This is a genomic window from Megalodesulfovibrio paquesii (assembly GCF_054653055.1).
The window spans coordinates 120285-133404 of the sequence record NZ_BAAIGQ010000005.1 but is presented as its reverse complement, the minus strand read 5'-3'; the positions used below and the strand labels follow the sequence as shown (position 1 = coordinate 133404).

The window sequence follows — 13120 nt, the reverse complement described above, 5'->3', positions numbered from 1 at the left end:
CGCCCCCTCCAGTGGAAACGAGGGGAGAAAGTAGCAGGTCACGTCCGCCGCAAAAAATCCCACCACAGGCGGAACTGGTGGAAGCGCTCGGCCTCCTCGTGCGTCTGGCACTGGACGTGGAGATGGTCGATGATGGCGTCGAACTCGTCGTGGGTGAAATGCATGTCCCGCTGGCGCAGAATCTCCTCCCGCGCGGCCTGATCCGGAGCCTTGGCCAGCTCCAGCTTGAGGGCTTCGTCGCTGCGGATGGCTTTCATCAGCTTGCGCACATTATCCATGGCCATGTGGGTGCTCCCTTGCAACCCCTTGTCCGGCAAGGGGAGTGATGGTGATTGGCGCTCGGCGTAGCATAGTGCTTTTTCAGGGGGACGCAACCGCTGTGCCCATGGCTGGACAGAATCATCACCTCTGCAGTACACAATGACACGGTCTCGCAGCCGCCCGACCGCACGCCAGCCCTGGGGGAAATCCATGCGCCCGTTCCTCGCCACGCTCGCCCTGGCCCTGCTGCTCTTCGTCGCACAGGCGCCGGCCGCCCACGCCGCCGCGGACATCCAGACCCTCACCTGCCGCGAACTCCTGCGCATGCCCGAAGAGGAAATCGGCATCATCCTGGTCTGGGTGGATGGCTACTATTCCGGCGTGTACGGTTCCACCACCTTTGACCCCGACAGCTGGGAGCAGCTCGGCAACCTCGTGGGGACCATCTGCGGCAAGAACCCCAAACGCCGCGTGCTGGACGCCCTGGACGACGTCATGGACGCCATCGAAGGCCAGTAATGGGCATGGAGATTCCCGATGCCCGCCCCCGCTGCGGCTGGTGCCTGAAGAGCCCGGAGGAACTGGCCTACCATGACGCCGAATGGGGCCTGCCCCTGCACGACGACCGGGCCATCTTCGAGTTTCTGGTGCTGGAGAGCTTCCAGGCCGGCCTCTCCTGGCTGACCATCCTGCGCAAGCGCGAACAGTTCCGCCGCGCCTTCGCCGGCTTTGACCCGGAACAGGTCGCCCGCTTCGGCGAGGCCGATCAGGCCCGTCTGCTGGCCGATCCGGGCATCGTCCGCCACCGCCAGAAAATCGCCGCCGCCATCCGGAACGCCCGGGCCTTCCTGGCACTCCAGGCCGAGCGGGGCAGCGTGGCGGCGTATTTCTGGAATTTCGTGGATGGTCGGCCCGTGGTCAACCGGTGGCAGGAGCTGGGCCAGATCCCGGCAAAAACGCCCCTGGCCGACGCCGTGGCCAAGGATCTGAAAGCCCGCGGCTTCGCCTTTCTGGGACCAACCACGGTCTATGCCCATCTCCAGGCTACGGGCGTGGTCAACGATCATCTGGAGTCCTGCTTCCGTTGGGCCGAGGTCCAGGCCGGCTCGAATCAGGCCAGCTAGAATCGGACAAAAGACCTGCCGATCCGCCCTGCCGTGTCACTGTTGCGAGGGCTGCGGCTGGGGCACGAGCGGCAGGGCCGTGCACAGCTCCCCGCTGCCGGCCAGGGCGGCCTTCAGGTCCTCCAGCACTCGCGGCGTGGCGCGGCGCCAGTCCTTGGGCAGCCTTGTGCCCAGGGCGGGAGCCACTTCCTGTTCCGGCCGGCCTTCCATGAGGGCCATGGCCGTCCAGGCAATGGCCGCGCCGGCATCCGCCGTGGTGAACTCCTGCTCATTTTCCGTGCGCAAGGCCTGATAATAGGCAGGGAACTCGCCGGGCCGGTCCGCCCGCCAGGCATTGCCCGTAAACACGAATACCCGCGGAAAAGGCAGGCTCTCGGCAAAGGACAGACTCAAATCCGTCCCTTCCGGCCCATAGTAGGCAAAACTCCAGTCCTGAATGAGCAGTTCCTGCGTGCCGTCGCCATTCAGATCCTGAAATTCCGCTTCCGAGCCATGGCCCAGGCCGACGCTGAAGAGCAGATCCTGCCCCTGGCACTGCATGGCCAGGTAGGTGATGCTGCAGCAGTGCGCGCCGCCGGTAAAGGCCGGGACCACCAGCGTCCGGCAGCCGGCCCCTGGCAGATTCTCCTGCGTGACGGCTTCGGCCACTGCGCCAGCCATGATTTCCTCTTCGAGCGGCAGCGTTGCGCCCTTGTAGTCCAGGCTCAGGGAGACGAGCCCCTCGACCTCCGGCAGCGGCGTTTCCCGCAGGGTGAACGGGCCCATGGAGGCTTCCTGGACGGCATTCTGGGCCCGGACCGGACTGACGGCGAAGAGCATGACGGCAAGCATCATACCCATCACAATCATCGCAGCTCTTACAATTCTCGCAGCTCTCACAACAGGGCGACGCATGGCGGGGACTCCTGCGGGCAAAAGGTGAACAGATCCTGCCCTGCTCTACCGCATCGCCACGCGGAAATCATCTCCCCTCACACAGGGATTCATCCGCCCCCGATGCGCCGGGCTCCGGTGTATTCGACGTTGGCGAGGTGGTGGCCAGGAACACGCCCAGGAGAATGGCTGCGCCGCCCAGGCCCTGGCGGGCGGTCATGGCCTCGCCCAGCACGGCCCAGGCTCCCAGGGCCGCCACCAGGGGCACGAGGTTGATGCCCAGGGAGGCCGTGCCCGCGCCCAGCCGCGACAGGGCGTAATTGTAGGCAAAAAAGGCGGTCAGGGTCGGGAAGAGCGCCAGGCACGCGGTGGCCAGCCAGGCATCCGCCGAGACGGAACCCCAGGCCAGATCCGCCCCCTGCCAGAGCCCAATAGGCAGAAAAAACACCGCCCCCCAGACCATTTGCCAAGCCGTCACGGCCTGCACGCCCAACTCGCGGCCCAGGCCATCGGCCATCAGCATGTACCCGGCCGCAGCCAGCACGGCCAGGAGCATCAGCCCGTCGCCAGGATTCAGGCCCCCGGCCAGGCCGGCCAGGCCGTCCTCCCCGGCCACAAGCAGCCCCACCCCGGCCAGGGCCGCCAGGGCGCCGCAGCCGAGCCGCCAGCCAGGCCGCTCCCCGCGCACCCAGGCCCCGATGAGCAGCACCGTGACCGGGATGCAGGCCGCGATGAGCGCCGCCTTGGCAGCGGTGGTCATGGTCACGGCGTAGATTTCCAGCACGAAGTACGCGCCGGGCAGGCAGGCGGCCATGGCCAGCATCCGCAGATGCAACCGCAATGGCCAGCGGCGGCAGCCCATGCGGAACACCGCCGGCCCGAATACCAGCGCGCCAAGGCAAAAGCGGATGGCCAGCAGCGTCAGGGGAGGCAGGCCACCGCCACCGTTCAGGCCCAGGGCCACCTTGCTGCCCACGAAGCTCAATCCCCAGAATACCACAGCCAGGGCCAGGGCAATCCAGGCCAGTCCAGATGTACGCATAGGTCCTCCTTGCATTGCCCGCAGGCTATGCCAGAGGACGGGGGGGCAGGGATTGGACGATTTTGCACGGATTGCCGGAGGCCCCGGCAGACATACCGGCAGACATATTGGCCGGCACTCCGGCCGGCACTCCGGTCGGTACTCCGGTCGGTACCCCGGCCTGATACTGGCCGGGCGTGGCGCCGACATATCGCTTGAAGACGCGGTGGAAATGGCTTTGATCGGAAAATCCCGTCTCCAGGGCCACCTCCGCCGGAGGCAGGCCGGCCGCCAGGAAGGTTTTGGCCTGCTCGATACGCCGCTGCATCTGCCAGGCGTGCGGGGAGAGCCCCACCTGACGCCGGAAGGTCCGCAAGAGCTGATGCGGACTGGTGCCCGCCGCGGTGGCCAGTTCCTCCAGGGTGACCACCCGGCCCAGGTGCGACAGCAGGCATTCCTGCACCACGCGGACCAGCCGGAACGGGTGCCGGGAATCCCCTGCCGCCTCCGTGGTGGAGGATGCCGACACCGGGCCGGCCGGCCAGACACGCCCGAGGGCAGCCAGCAGGTCCTGAAAGGCCTCATCCTTTTCCAGGCGTTCCCCTGGCCCGCGGAAAATGTGATAGGCCGCGGTCAGCGCCCGGCGCACCGCCTCTGCAGCCGGCCCTTCCAGAAGGGCAGGGCCGGCGCCGGCGTGCAGGCAGTGCAGCCAGCCGGCATGCAGAAAGAGGCTTTTGTACTGGAGAATATCGCCCGGCGAAGGGTTGCAGGCGTGCGGCTCGCCCGGCGGCACCACCACCACCACGCCAGCCCGGATCTCGTGCACCGTGTCCCGCAGGCGGGCCCGGGTGCCGCCGGCTTCCACCAGGGAAACCAGCCAGCTGTCATGGGTGTGCAGGTGGAAAGGATCCACGGCCAGATGCGTGGACCGGGCATCCACCAGATACGGCAGGCTTGGATCACGCCAGAATTCGCTCTGATGTGGCCGGGGCGATCGGGCGGAGGGGCTTTCGAATCCTCTGTCGCGCATGGGGTGTTGTCCGCTGAACCGTGGGCTTCGTCAAGTCCGGGGTGAAGAGCGATCCTGCCCGGCAGTCGCGGCCACCAGGGCCTCCCACTGCGAGGCCACTGCCGGCAGGCCGAAGCGTTCCCGCGCGGCCATCGCCTGCGCGCCAAAGCGCCTGCGCAGGGGAGCATCGGCCATCAGCCGGCCCAGGGCGGAGGCCAACGCGTCGGGATCGTCCTGCGGGACCAGCAGCCCGTCCAGCTCGTGGCGCAGGATATCGCGCGGCCCGGTCTCGCAATCCACCGCCACCGCCGGCAGCCCGTGGGCCAGGGCCTCGGCCAGCGTGTTGCCGAATCCCTCGAACCGGGACGTCATGACGTACAGATCCGCCGCAGCGTACCAATCGCCCAGGTTCCCGACCACTCCCGGCAGGCTGACCCGGTCGCCCAGCCCAAGCCGGTCGCGCTGCGCCTCCAGGGCCGTCCGCTCTGGCCCCTCGCCCAGAATGACCAGTCGCCAGTCGTGGAACGCCTGGAATTCTGGACTATTGGGAGATCCGGAAGGTGGGCCGGCCAGCCTGGAAAAGGCCTCCAGCAAGCGGTCAAAGCCCTTCTGTTCCGCCAGACGTCCCACGGCCAGCAGCAGGCGGGGATGGTGCGCGTCTGCCGGCACGTCCACCACAGGCTCCAGACGCGGCAGGGGCCAGGCCACGGGATTGGGGATGACCGGCGCGCGCCGGGCGGTCGTATGCCGCAGCACCCAGTCCGCGCTGTCTTGGGTCAGACAGGCCACGGCGTCCAGACGGCCATACAGCCGCGCCCTGGCCAGCTCCCAAAGCCGCCCCAGGGGCAGCCGCGGCGGATGGCATTGTTCGGACCCCAGGGCCAGCAGGGGCAGCCCCGCCGCCGCCAGGGCCAGCAGACAGTTGCTCACAGGCATGAAGGCCAGGGCTACCTCCGGACGCTCCCGCACCAGCACCCGGCGCAGGGCGCGGACCCGTTGGAGATTGCTGCCGATGGCCTGCAGTCCGCCGGCGCTGGGCCGGTCCAGCCCCAGGGCCACGCGGCGCACGGCCGGGGGCAGGGAATAAAAATCGCTGCGGGCGTCGGCCCAGGTGGCAAGGGTGACGTCCTGCCCCGAGGCCGTCCAATAGTCCGCCAGCGTTGCGGCGCAGCGCTCGGCCCCGCCTGCTCCCAAAGACTGGATGATGAAACACCACTTCATGACGCTCGCCTTGTCATGATCCCGTCTGCTCCCCGGGCAGTCGCGTCCTGCGGCGGCTTGCCCGAATTGTCCGCAGCTTGACCCCGTCGCCGGGGGATGGCACCTTGCCGCATGCGCGGCCGCGCTAGCCAGCCGGCCGTGACATCCACATCAGCCTGAGGAACGATCATGATCGTCATTTATGATTTCGACCAGACCATGGCCATGGACGGCCCCATCAGCTACCTGAAATTCCAGGAAAAACTCTACCCCATCAACATGCTGCGCATGAAGGCCTACTTTGCCCAGGTCATCGACAAGCACGGCCGCTATGCGCTGGTGGAAGAGCTGATCCAGAAGGACGACACCGTGCGCGCGCAGCTGCTCGACGAGCTGAACCGCTTTGCCATGGTGCCCGGGTACGATCTGGCCTCCGAAGCCGGCATGGCCGACTTCCTGACGTTCCTGCGCTTTTTGTTCAACGTCAACCAGCGGCAAGTCAAGCGCGAGCTGTGCGACATGTTCCTGCACGGCGAGACCGACGAGCACCATCATCACCACGGCGACGACTGCGGCTGCCACTAGTGTGATGTCCACGAAATAAGGTGATAAGAATGTCATCAGATTTCGTGGAAGATCGTCAGCCGAACTGCGCGGATTTCGGCTGACTCACGGAGCATGCTGCTCCGGGGCCGCTGTGCCTGCGGCCCAGTGTTGCGTCTATTCTGTATGGATCATTTTAGAGAACGCAACACTAGCGCTCAGGCATCAGACTCACCTGGAGGGGGTCCGGGGGAACTCAGCTCCCCCGTCCCTCTTCTCTCTTCCTCTTTCCTGCTTTTTCCCCTTGCTTTCTCACTTGTTCGCCGAGGGGCGCAGGTGCGCCAGGACGCGTTTTTCGGCGTCCCTGGCGGCCTCGGTCTCGCAGGCCGGGAGGTCGCAGCGGTCCAGAAAGTGGATGGCCCCGGTGGGGCACATGGCCGCGCAGGCCGGCCCCAGGCCGATGGCCCGACGCTCGGCGCACATGTCGCACTTGCGCACGGCCACGCCCTTGTTTGTCAGCACCATGGCCGCATAGGGGCAGCTCTGGGTGCATTCGCGGGATTCACATCCTCGGCAGAGCATGGGCTGCAGCACCACGGCGCCGTCGCGATCCCGGGCCAGGGAGCCGCGAGGGCAGGCGCGGATGCAGTGGGCCTTTTCGCAATGCCGGCAATACAGCGGCACCAGTACGCCGTCGCGGGTGCGCGTCATATGTATGCGGGGGGCGTCATGCAGAAAGCTGCAGACCGTCTCGCAGGTCTCACAGCCAATGCAGATGGAATAGTCCACATACAGGACTTTTCCGGCGGGGGAATCGCTCATGGAGTCATCCTGCTGGGTTAATGAGGAGAGGTGCGGGGCGCGGGCCGGGGGACACGTTCCTCGTCCTGAAACTCGGCCTGCCGGGACTGGGCCTTGAGGTCCAGCCAGTTGGCCAGGGACCGCGCGGCCTTGAGCCCGCTTTCTATGGCCTTGCCGATCTTGCTTGGTCCGGTGAGGACATCCCCGGCAACAAAAACGTTCTCAATGGCCGTCATGTTCAGCCATTTGACGTCACCCTTGCGGACGTTCTCCAGGCCCAGCTCCCGGGCAAAGGGGGGAGACGGGATCTCGCCGATGGCCGTGACCGCAGCCTGGGCCGGGAGGGTCACCGGATCCGGCTGGCCCTCCACCCGGCAGGCCAATCCGGTCAGGCCCTCCTCGCCCTCAAAGCGCAGGGGAGTGTGCCGCTCGAGAAAGCGCACGCCGGCGGCTTCCAGCTGTTCGATTTCATAGAGCCCGCACGGGGCGTCCCGGCGGGTTTTGCGATAGCACATGGTCACGCTGCGGGCCTCCAGCCGGAGGGCGCTGTGGGCCACATCCACGGCCGAATGCCCCGCGCCGATCACCACCACATCCTGCCCCTGCACGGCCGGGGCGGTGACGCCCGGCTTGCCGTAGCCCGCGGCGCGGATGGGGAAGAGAAACTGCAGGCTGGTGTACACGCCGGGCAGCTGCTCGCCGGGGATGTTCAGGGTGCGGGACTTCCAGGAGCCCGTGCAGATGATCACGGCGTCATGATCTTCCACCAGCTCACCCATCCCACGAATATCGCAGGAGAAATGATCCCCCTCCTCCTCGTGCAGGGGGGCGGAGCAGCAGATTTTGGTCTGCAGATGAAAATTGACGCCATAGTGACGCTCCAGCTCCAGCACGCCGGCCTGGATGCGACCGGGCGGGATGCGCTGGGAAGGAATGCCGAAGGTCATCAGACCGCCGGCCTTGGGCAGCTTGTCGTACACGTCCACCTGATAGCCCAGGCTGGCCAGGTAGCCCGCCGCGGCCAGGCCCGAGGGCCCGCCGCCGACGATGGCCACGGCCCGGCCGTTGGGCGGCAGGGGCTCGGGGCGGACAAACGCAAAATGCATGGCATCGGACATAACTCTCTCCCTGAAAAAACTGATGCGGCTGTGACCGTAAAAATACGCGTTCCGCGGCGCAAGTCCAGAATCCTGCACAGGGGGATGTGGGTCGAGGGGCACGATTCAGGACTGTCTGCCCGACGCGAACTCTGCTAGGTAGCTCCTCATGCAGGAGTGCGCATGCCCCCATTGTCCATAGGTCGCGCCGCCCTGGCCGCCGGACTGGCTTCCGCCAGCGTGGCCGTGCTGGGGCTGGGGCGGGAAATGCTCGTCTCGCGGCTCTTCGGGGCCTCGGCGGCGCTGGACGCCTATCTGCTGGCCATGGTCGTGGCCACCATGGGGTCGAGCATCATCTCGTTGTCCCTGCATTCTTCCATCGTGCCCGTGCTGGCCAAGGCTCCCAGCCAGCGGGAACGCAATGGCATTCTCAGCTGGGCCCTCCTGGGCGCGGCCGCCCTGGGCGTGGGGCTGTGGCTGGCCAGTCTGGTCACCTTGCCCTGGCTTCTGCACCAGATGATACCCGAGGCCGACCCGCGCACCGTGCTGCGGCTGACCCACTGGCTGAGCCCCCTGTGGTGCACCGGACTGCTGGCCGGGGCGGTGCACGGCGCCCTGCAGGCAGACAAACAGTTTTTCGGCAGTGGCCTGGCCCCGGGCATGGTGCCCCTGGGCACGGTGCTGGTGCTGCTGCTTGGCGGCCTGGCCACGGGGGCGCTGGATGATGTGCATCTGCTGGCCGCCGGAACCCTGGCCGGGGCAATGCTGGAGGTGGCGGCCGCCGTGGCACTGCTCTGGAGCCGGGGCTGGCGCTGGCGGCTGGGCGGACTGGAGACCGCAACGAGGCAAGGGCTGGGCCGCCTCTTCCGGCAGACCTGGGCCATGGCCCCAGGCATGGCCGCGGTGGCCTCGGCGCAGATTGTGGACCGGACCATGGCCGCCATGCTCGGCCCGGGTGCGGTCTCTGTGCTCAATTATGGCAGCAAGCTGCCGACCCTGGCCATCAGCCTGGGCGGCATGGCCGTGGCCACAGCCATTTTTCCCTTTTATGCCGAACGGCTCGGCCGGGGAGAGACCGCCGGGGCCCTGGCCCTGTGCCAGCGCTGGGCCCGCCGGCTGCTTTGGAGCGGCGCGGCCGTGTCCGGCATCGGGGTGGCGCTCTCCCTGCCCGTGGCCCGGTTGGTGTTCGAAGGCGGCGCCATGACCGGACCGGAAACCGTGCTGGTGGCCCAGGTACAAGCCTGCGCCATGCTCCAGATGCCCCTGAGCTGGGCGACCTGGGCCTATTCCCGCTACCTGGCTGCCAGCGGACGCAATGGGGTGCTCTCCCTGCTGGCCGTGGGCAATGTGCTGGTGAATGTGGCGGGCAACGCGCTGCTCATGCACTGGCTGGGCGTACCCGGCATCGCCCTGGCCACGGCCCTGGTGTACGCCTATTCCCTGCTGGCCTGCCGCCGGGCTGTGCTGGCCGGGCAATGAGTCTCAGTGCTCCGACGGCAGACGATCGAAGTCCGAGGCGACCACTGGTTCCTCCTCGTCGCTCCACACGGTCCAGTGCCTGTCGGCCCGGGAAATTTCCTGCATCAGCCGGTTCCATTCCTCAATGGAAAACACGTTCTCGTCGTCCTGCAGCAGCTCGGCCATGGCGCGCTCCTTTGCTTTTACGGGAAAACAGGCTATCCCGCACGGCGGCGACCTTGGCATATGAATTCGACAGCACCATGGAAAGTCCATGGCATCTTGATGACAGTATGATCTGGCCGCCCACCATTTCCTGACCCAGGCGCGGGAGCCTGGCCTGCATGGAGTTGCACATCATGGATTGGAAACTTGCCGCCACAGCCTTTGCCACGCTCTTTGTGGCCGAACTGGGAGACAAGACGCAGCTGGCCTGCGTGCTCTTGACCGCCAAGAGCCAGAAGCCCTGGGCCGTGTTCATCGGTGCCTCCCTGGCCCTGGTGCTGGTCAGTTTGCTGGGCGTCATCTTCGCCAGCGTGCTCTGCAAATACATCGATCCCGACATCATCCGAAAGGTGGCCTCGGTGGGCTTTGTGGTCATTGGGGTGCTGATGTATTTCGACAAGATGTAATCACCAGAAGAAATGCTCCCGCCGCACCCGGCCGGGGGCAATGCCACAGCCCTGGTGCAGGCCTGCCAAAGCGCCAGCCAGCCAGGGCTCCGGGCCACAGGCGTAGCAGCCCCAGGCGTCGCCCCCCTCGTCTCCGCACAACCAGCGCGAGAGCACCGTGGCGTCCAGCCGTCCGGCATGCCAGTGCAGACCGGGCGCAACGGGCAGGGCCTCGACCTCCCCGCGCGGCTCACGGGAAAGGCAGTGGACCACGGTCAGTGGCAAACGCCGGCACAGGCCGGCCAGTTCCTCCACGGCAAACACATCCGCCCGCCTGCCGTTGGACCAGAAGAGCACCGCAGGCAGGGCCTCGTCACGCTCGGCCCAGCTGCGCACAAGGCTCAGAAAAGGCGTTATCCCCACCCCGCCCGCCAGGAGGGCCAGGCGGTTGTGCGTCCAGACGTCGTCCAGAAACCGGCCGTACGGCCCTTCCACCACAAAACTCGTGCCCACGGGCAGAGTGGCCACGGTGCGGGTGAACTCTCCGGCCTCCTTGATGGTGCATTGCAGGGGCCGGGCCGGCGAGGAGGCCGATCCGGAAAACGTGAAGGGGTGGGGTTCGTTCATGCCGGGCAGGGGCACAGGGTCGGCCACGCGCAGCACGCCGAACTGGCCGGGCCGGCGGGTGGACAGGCCCTGCGCCAGGGCCTCGGAAGCCTCCGGGCTGAAGCATACCGTGGCCGTGTTCGCGGTCTCCCGGCGTATTTCGGCAAGCGTCCAACGCAACCGCGGCCGGATCCGCCGCATGTAGCGCCACCGCAGCAGGCAATCCACAAGGAACAACGCCATCAGCGTCCACCATAATTCCACCAACGGACGCTTCCCCATGTCATCCCCCCAGAGCAGACCATGCAGCATGCCCAGGGGAAACAACGCATAGAACAGCAGATGCGGCTGCTTCCAGTATCGGAACCGCAGCCAGCCCAGGGCCTGCCCGGCATAGGCCAGGGCTGCGCAGACCAGCATGGCAAAAAACACGATCCGCCCCAGGGTCAGGGGCCATTCCGAGAGTTGCATGCGGTACAGCAGCGTCAGATCGTACCCCACGCCCAGCCCCATGGAGATGGACCAGGACCGCAACAGCGCGTGCCCCGTGAAGCAGGCCAGCACCACCATGGCCAGCCGGCGATGGGTCAACAGCAGCACGTCCAGGCCCAGCGCACGCTCCAGCCAGGGGTTGCGGCTGCCCATCCAGCACATGGCCAGAAAAAGCACGATGCCGTTGAAGGCGCACCAGTTGGCAATATCCCCGGTGATGGTGATGGCCGTGGGGGCGGCGAAATGCTCCAGCCGGGTCAGCACCCAGCCGACATTCGCCCACAGGAGCAGCAGCAGCCCCAGGCCGATCCAGAGTCTCCCCATCCACCATTGGCGGCGGGCCAGCTGCCGCATCCACGTGATATGCGCCGAGAGTGCAGGGTGCTTCATGCTCTGCTTGTGACAGGCCGGGCGTCTCAAGGCAAGCCTGTTTTCGCCGTAGATTCCCGCTTGCAGAATTGGTGAATCACGATACAATGAAGCCAATTCTCACCGGTCCCTGCCGAGCGTGCCTCCCTGCACCCCGGCAGGGCCGAACCTCAGGGAGGACCAGCGCATGTCCATGTTTGTCGTTCCCGTCAGATCGCCCGGTCTGGCCCACATTTCCTATATCTTTGGACATGGCGGCAAGGCCGGCGTGGTAGACCCCCGGCGCGACTGCCAAATCTATCAGGATATCGCCCGCGCGCATGGTGCGGTCATCACCCACATTTTCGAAACCCACCGCAATGAAGACATCTGCAGCGGCGGCGCGGCGCTTTCCCGCCGCACGGGTGCGGTCTGCTGCCACGGCCGGCAGCTGCCCTTTGCCTTTGGCCAGGCCGTGCGCGAGGGCGACAGCTTCCGCTTTGGCAGCCTGGAGGCAAAAATCCTGGAAACGCCGGGGCATACCTTTGAGTCCATTTCCGTGGCGCTGTACGACCACAGCGCCGGGGACAAAGGCGCCACCACGGCCGTGGCCGTGTTCACCGGAGACTGCCTGTTCATTGGCGATGTCGGCCGTACGGATTTCTTCCCAGGCCGCGAACGCGAAACCGCCACCAACATCTACGAGAGCATCCACAACAAACTTCTCGCCTTGGGCGATCAGACCATCGTCTATCCCGCTCACGGCGCCGGCTCTGTCTGCGGCGCGTCGCTGTCCGAGCGCGAATTCTCCACCATCGGCCACGAGCGCCGCTGCAACCCCCTGCTCCAGCTTCCGGACAAGGAAGCCTTCATCCAGTTCAAGATGGCGGAAATCCATCATAAGCCAAAATACTTCAGCAAGATGGAGGAGTACAACCTCGGCGGCAACGCCCCGGACTTTGCCGCCCTGCCCCAGCCTGCCCCGCTATCGGCCAAGGCCTTTATGGAAAAGAAAACCGCCGGCATGCAGGTGGTGGACATCCGCAGCCCCGAGGCCTTCGGCGGCGCGCATCTCCCCGGCTCACTCTGCTTTCCGATGGACATGCTCAGCGCCTACTGCGGCTATTTTCTGAACTATGACAAGGAAATCGGCCTGGTCATCGACGAGCTGGCCCAGGCCGACGAAGCCGTGGCCCAGCTGTACCGCATGGGCTACGACAACGTGACCTGCTTCCTCGCCGGCGGGCTCCCGGCCTGGGAAACCGCCGGGTTTTCCTATGAAAGCCTGCCCGCAGTCCATGTGGACGAGCTGGTGCGGCGCATCGACGCCAACGAGGATTTCACCCTCCTGGACGTGCGCAATGAGGGCGAATGGGCCAGGGGCCTGCTTCCCGGCGCCACGCCCATCTACCTGGGCGACCTGGAGGCCAAGCTGGCCAGCCTGCCCACGGACCGGCCCGTGACCTGCTTCTGCGGCAGCGGCCGCCGCGCTGTTATTGCCGCGTCCCTGCTCCAGAAGGCCCACATCGGCCCGGTGGAAAACTGCCTCGGCTCCATGGCCGCCTGCATGGCCCTGGGCTGCAGGCTGGAGAATGCGTAAGAAAATCGGTGGGAAACCGTTCTGAAGAACGGTTTCCCACCGTATCCCCCTTCCATAAATTTTTATGGCGGGGGTG

General features: G+C 66.4%; 15 protein-coding genes. 6 read left to right on the top strand and 9 right to left on the bottom strand.

The genetic code is table 11. The annotated features are described in order from the left end of the window. Positions 1 to 38: 38 nt before the first annotated feature. Positions 39 to 284, bottom strand: coding sequence for a Nif11 family protein (locus ACYQ00_RS07070; protein ID WP_460031434.1), 246 nt, complete (start codon positions 282 to 284; stop codon positions 39 to 41). A 187-nt stretch (positions 285 to 471) separates the two neighbouring features. Between ACYQ00_RS07070 and ACYQ00_RS07065 the strand changes: the two genes are divergently transcribed. Both ACYQ00_RS07065 and ACYQ00_RS07060 read left to right on the top strand, forming a co-directional pair. Then, the gene (locus ACYQ00_RS07065) at positions 472 to 780 is read left to right on the top strand and encodes an HdeA/HdeB family chaperone (protein ID WP_460031433.1); all 309 of its coding nucleotides are present in this window, start codon (positions 472 to 474) and stop codon (positions 778 to 780) included. A 5-nt stretch (positions 781 to 785) separates the two neighbouring features. Continuing rightward, positions 786 to 1385, top strand: coding sequence for a DNA-3-methyladenine glycosylase I (locus tag ACYQ00_RS07060; protein ID WP_460031432.1), 600 nt, complete (start codon positions 786 to 788; stop codon positions 1383 to 1385). A 36-nt stretch (positions 1386 to 1421) separates the two neighbouring features. Here the strand turns inward: ACYQ00_RS07060 and ACYQ00_RS07055 are convergent, their stop codons facing one another. The 4 genes from ACYQ00_RS07055 to ACYQ00_RS07040 all read right to left on the bottom strand — a co-directional run bounded on the left by ACYQ00_RS07055 (position 1422) and on the right by ACYQ00_RS07040 (position 5509). Next, positions 1422 to 2234, bottom strand: coding sequence for a hypothetical protein (locus tag ACYQ00_RS07055; RefSeq protein WP_460031431.1), 813 nt, complete (start codon positions 2232 to 2234; stop codon positions 1422 to 1424). Positions 2235 to 2346: 112 nt separating this feature from the next. After that, complete coding sequence (locus ACYQ00_RS07050) at positions 2347 to 3300, bottom strand: DMT family transporter (protein WP_460031430.1); 954 nt, start codon at positions 3298 to 3300, stop codon at positions 2347 to 2349. Positions 3301 to 3325: 25 nt separating this feature from the next. Beyond that, positions 3326 to 4309 carry a helix-turn-helix domain-containing protein gene (locus ACYQ00_RS07045; protein ID WP_460031429.1) on the bottom strand — a complete coding sequence of 328 codons (984 nt, stop codon included), beginning with the start codon at positions 4307 to 4309 and terminating at the stop codon, positions 3326 to 3328. Between the two features lie 30 nt (positions 4310 to 4339). Further along, positions 4340 to 5509 (bottom strand): glycosyltransferase family 4 protein, encoded by a 1170-nt coding sequence (locus tag ACYQ00_RS07040; RefSeq protein ID WP_460031428.1) that lies wholly within the window; start codon positions 5507 to 5509, stop codon positions 4340 to 4342. Positions 5510 to 5677: 168 nt separating this feature from the next. On the opposite strand from ACYQ00_RS07040, the gene ACYQ00_RS07035 reads away from it, so the two are divergent. Continuing rightward, a complete protein-coding gene (locus tag ACYQ00_RS07035; protein WP_460031427.1) occupies positions 5678 to 6073 on the top strand; it encodes a hypothetical protein in 396 nt (131 codons plus the stop codon). 270 nt (positions 6074 to 6343) lie between these two features. On the opposite strand, the gene ACYQ00_RS07030 is transcribed toward ACYQ00_RS07035, so the two are convergent. Together ACYQ00_RS07030 and ACYQ00_RS07025 are read right to left on the bottom strand one after the other, a co-directional pair. After that, positions 6344 to 6853, bottom strand: coding sequence for a 4Fe-4S dicluster domain-containing protein (locus tag ACYQ00_RS07030; protein ID WP_460031426.1), 510 nt, complete (start codon positions 6851 to 6853; stop codon positions 6344 to 6346). A gap of 17 nt (positions 6854 to 6870) precedes the next feature. Continuing rightward, on the bottom strand, positions 6871 to 7950 hold the full coding sequence (locus ACYQ00_RS07025) for an FAD-dependent oxidoreductase (RefSeq protein ID WP_460031425.1): 1080 nt from the start codon (positions 7948 to 7950) through the stop codon (positions 6871 to 6873). 162 nt (positions 7951 to 8112) lie between these two features. On the opposite strand from ACYQ00_RS07025, the gene murJ reads away from it, so the two are divergent. After that, positions 8113 to 9408 carry a murein biosynthesis integral membrane protein MurJ gene (gene murJ, locus ACYQ00_RS07020; RefSeq protein WP_460031424.1) on the top strand — a complete coding sequence of 432 codons (1296 nt, stop codon included), beginning with the start codon at positions 8113 to 8115 and terminating at the stop codon, positions 9406 to 9408. Positions 9409 to 9411: 3 nt separating this feature from the next. Here the strand turns inward: murJ and ACYQ00_RS07015 are convergent, their stop codons facing one another. Further along, a complete protein-coding gene (locus ACYQ00_RS07015; RefSeq protein WP_460031423.1) occupies positions 9412 to 9573 on the bottom strand; it encodes a hypothetical protein in 162 nt (53 codons plus the stop codon). Between the two features lie 173 nt (positions 9574 to 9746). On the opposite strand from ACYQ00_RS07015, the gene ACYQ00_RS07010 reads away from it, so the two are divergent. After that, positions 9747 to 10019 (top strand): TMEM165/GDT1 family protein, encoded by a 273-nt coding sequence (locus ACYQ00_RS07010; RefSeq protein WP_460031422.1) that lies wholly within the window; start codon positions 9747 to 9749, stop codon positions 10017 to 10019. On the opposite strand, the gene ACYQ00_RS07005 is transcribed toward ACYQ00_RS07010, so the two are convergent. After that, entirely contained in the window at positions 10020 to 11486 is a 1467-nt protein-coding gene (locus ACYQ00_RS07005) for a ferric reductase-like transmembrane domain-containing protein (protein WP_460031421.1), read from the bottom strand. Positions 11487 to 11652: 166 nt separating this feature from the next. Here ACYQ00_RS07005 and ACYQ00_RS07000 point away from each other — a divergent pair, with 166 nt between their 5' ends. Then, positions 11653 to 13044 (top strand): MBL fold metallo-hydrolase, encoded by a 1392-nt coding sequence (locus tag ACYQ00_RS07000; RefSeq protein ID WP_460031420.1) that lies wholly within the window; start codon positions 11653 to 11655, stop codon positions 13042 to 13044. Positions 13045 to 13120 lie beyond the last annotated feature (76 nt).

Excerpts from the sequence above, each read along its gene's own strand:
- ACYQ00_RS07050 (WP_460031430.1), bottom strand. The coding sequence starts at position 3,300 with ATGCGTACATCTGGACTGGCCTGGATTGCCCTGGCCCTGGCTGTGGTA.
- ACYQ00_RS07040 (WP_460031428.1), bottom strand. The coding sequence starts at position 5,509 with ATGAAGTGGTGTTTCATCATCCAGTCTTTGGGAGCAGGCGGGGCCGAG.
- ACYQ00_RS07025 (WP_460031425.1), bottom strand. The coding sequence starts at position 7,950 with ATGTCCGATGCCATGCATTTTGCGTTTGTCCGCCCCGAGCCCCTGCCG.
- murJ (WP_460031424.1), top strand. The coding sequence starts at position 8,113 with ATGCCCCCATTGTCCATAGGTCGCGCCGCCCTGGCCGCCGGACTGGCT.
- ACYQ00_RS07035 (WP_460031427.1), top strand. The coding sequence starts at position 5,678 with ATGATCGTCATTTATGATTTCGACCAGACCATGGCCATGGACGGCCCC.
- ACYQ00_RS07030 (WP_460031426.1), bottom strand. The coding sequence starts at position 6,853 with ATGAGCGATTCCCCCGCCGGAAAAGTCCTGTATGTGGACTATTCCATC.
- ACYQ00_RS07005 (WP_460031421.1), bottom strand. The coding sequence starts at position 11,486 with ATGAAGCACCCTGCACTCTCGGCGCATATCACGTGGATGCGGCAGCTG.
- ACYQ00_RS07045 (WP_460031429.1), bottom strand. The coding sequence starts at position 4,309 with ATGCGCGACAGAGGATTCGAAAGCCCCTCCGCCCGATCGCCCCGGCCA.
- ACYQ00_RS07060 (WP_460031432.1), top strand. The coding sequence starts at position 786 with ATGGAGATTCCCGATGCCCGCCCCCGCTGCGGCTGGTGCCTGAAGAGC.
- ACYQ00_RS07070 (WP_460031434.1), bottom strand. The coding sequence starts at position 284 with ATGGCCATGGATAATGTGCGCAAGCTGATGAAAGCCATCCGCAGCGAC.
- ACYQ00_RS07065 (WP_460031433.1), top strand. The coding sequence starts at position 472 with ATGCGCCCGTTCCTCGCCACGCTCGCCCTGGCCCTGCTGCTCTTCGTC.
- ACYQ00_RS07010 (WP_460031422.1), top strand. The coding sequence starts at position 9,747 with ATGGATTGGAAACTTGCCGCCACAGCCTTTGCCACGCTCTTTGTGGCC.
- ACYQ00_RS07015 (WP_460031423.1), bottom strand. The coding sequence starts at position 9,573 with ATGGCCGAGCTGCTGCAGGACGACGAGAACGTGTTTTCCATTGAGGAA.
- ACYQ00_RS07000 (WP_460031420.1), top strand. The coding sequence starts at position 11,653 with ATGTCCATGTTTGTCGTTCCCGTCAGATCGCCCGGTCTGGCCCACATT.
- ACYQ00_RS07055 (WP_460031431.1), bottom strand. The coding sequence starts at position 2,234 with ATGATTGTGATGGGTATGATGCTTGCCGTCATGCTCTTCGCCGTCAGT.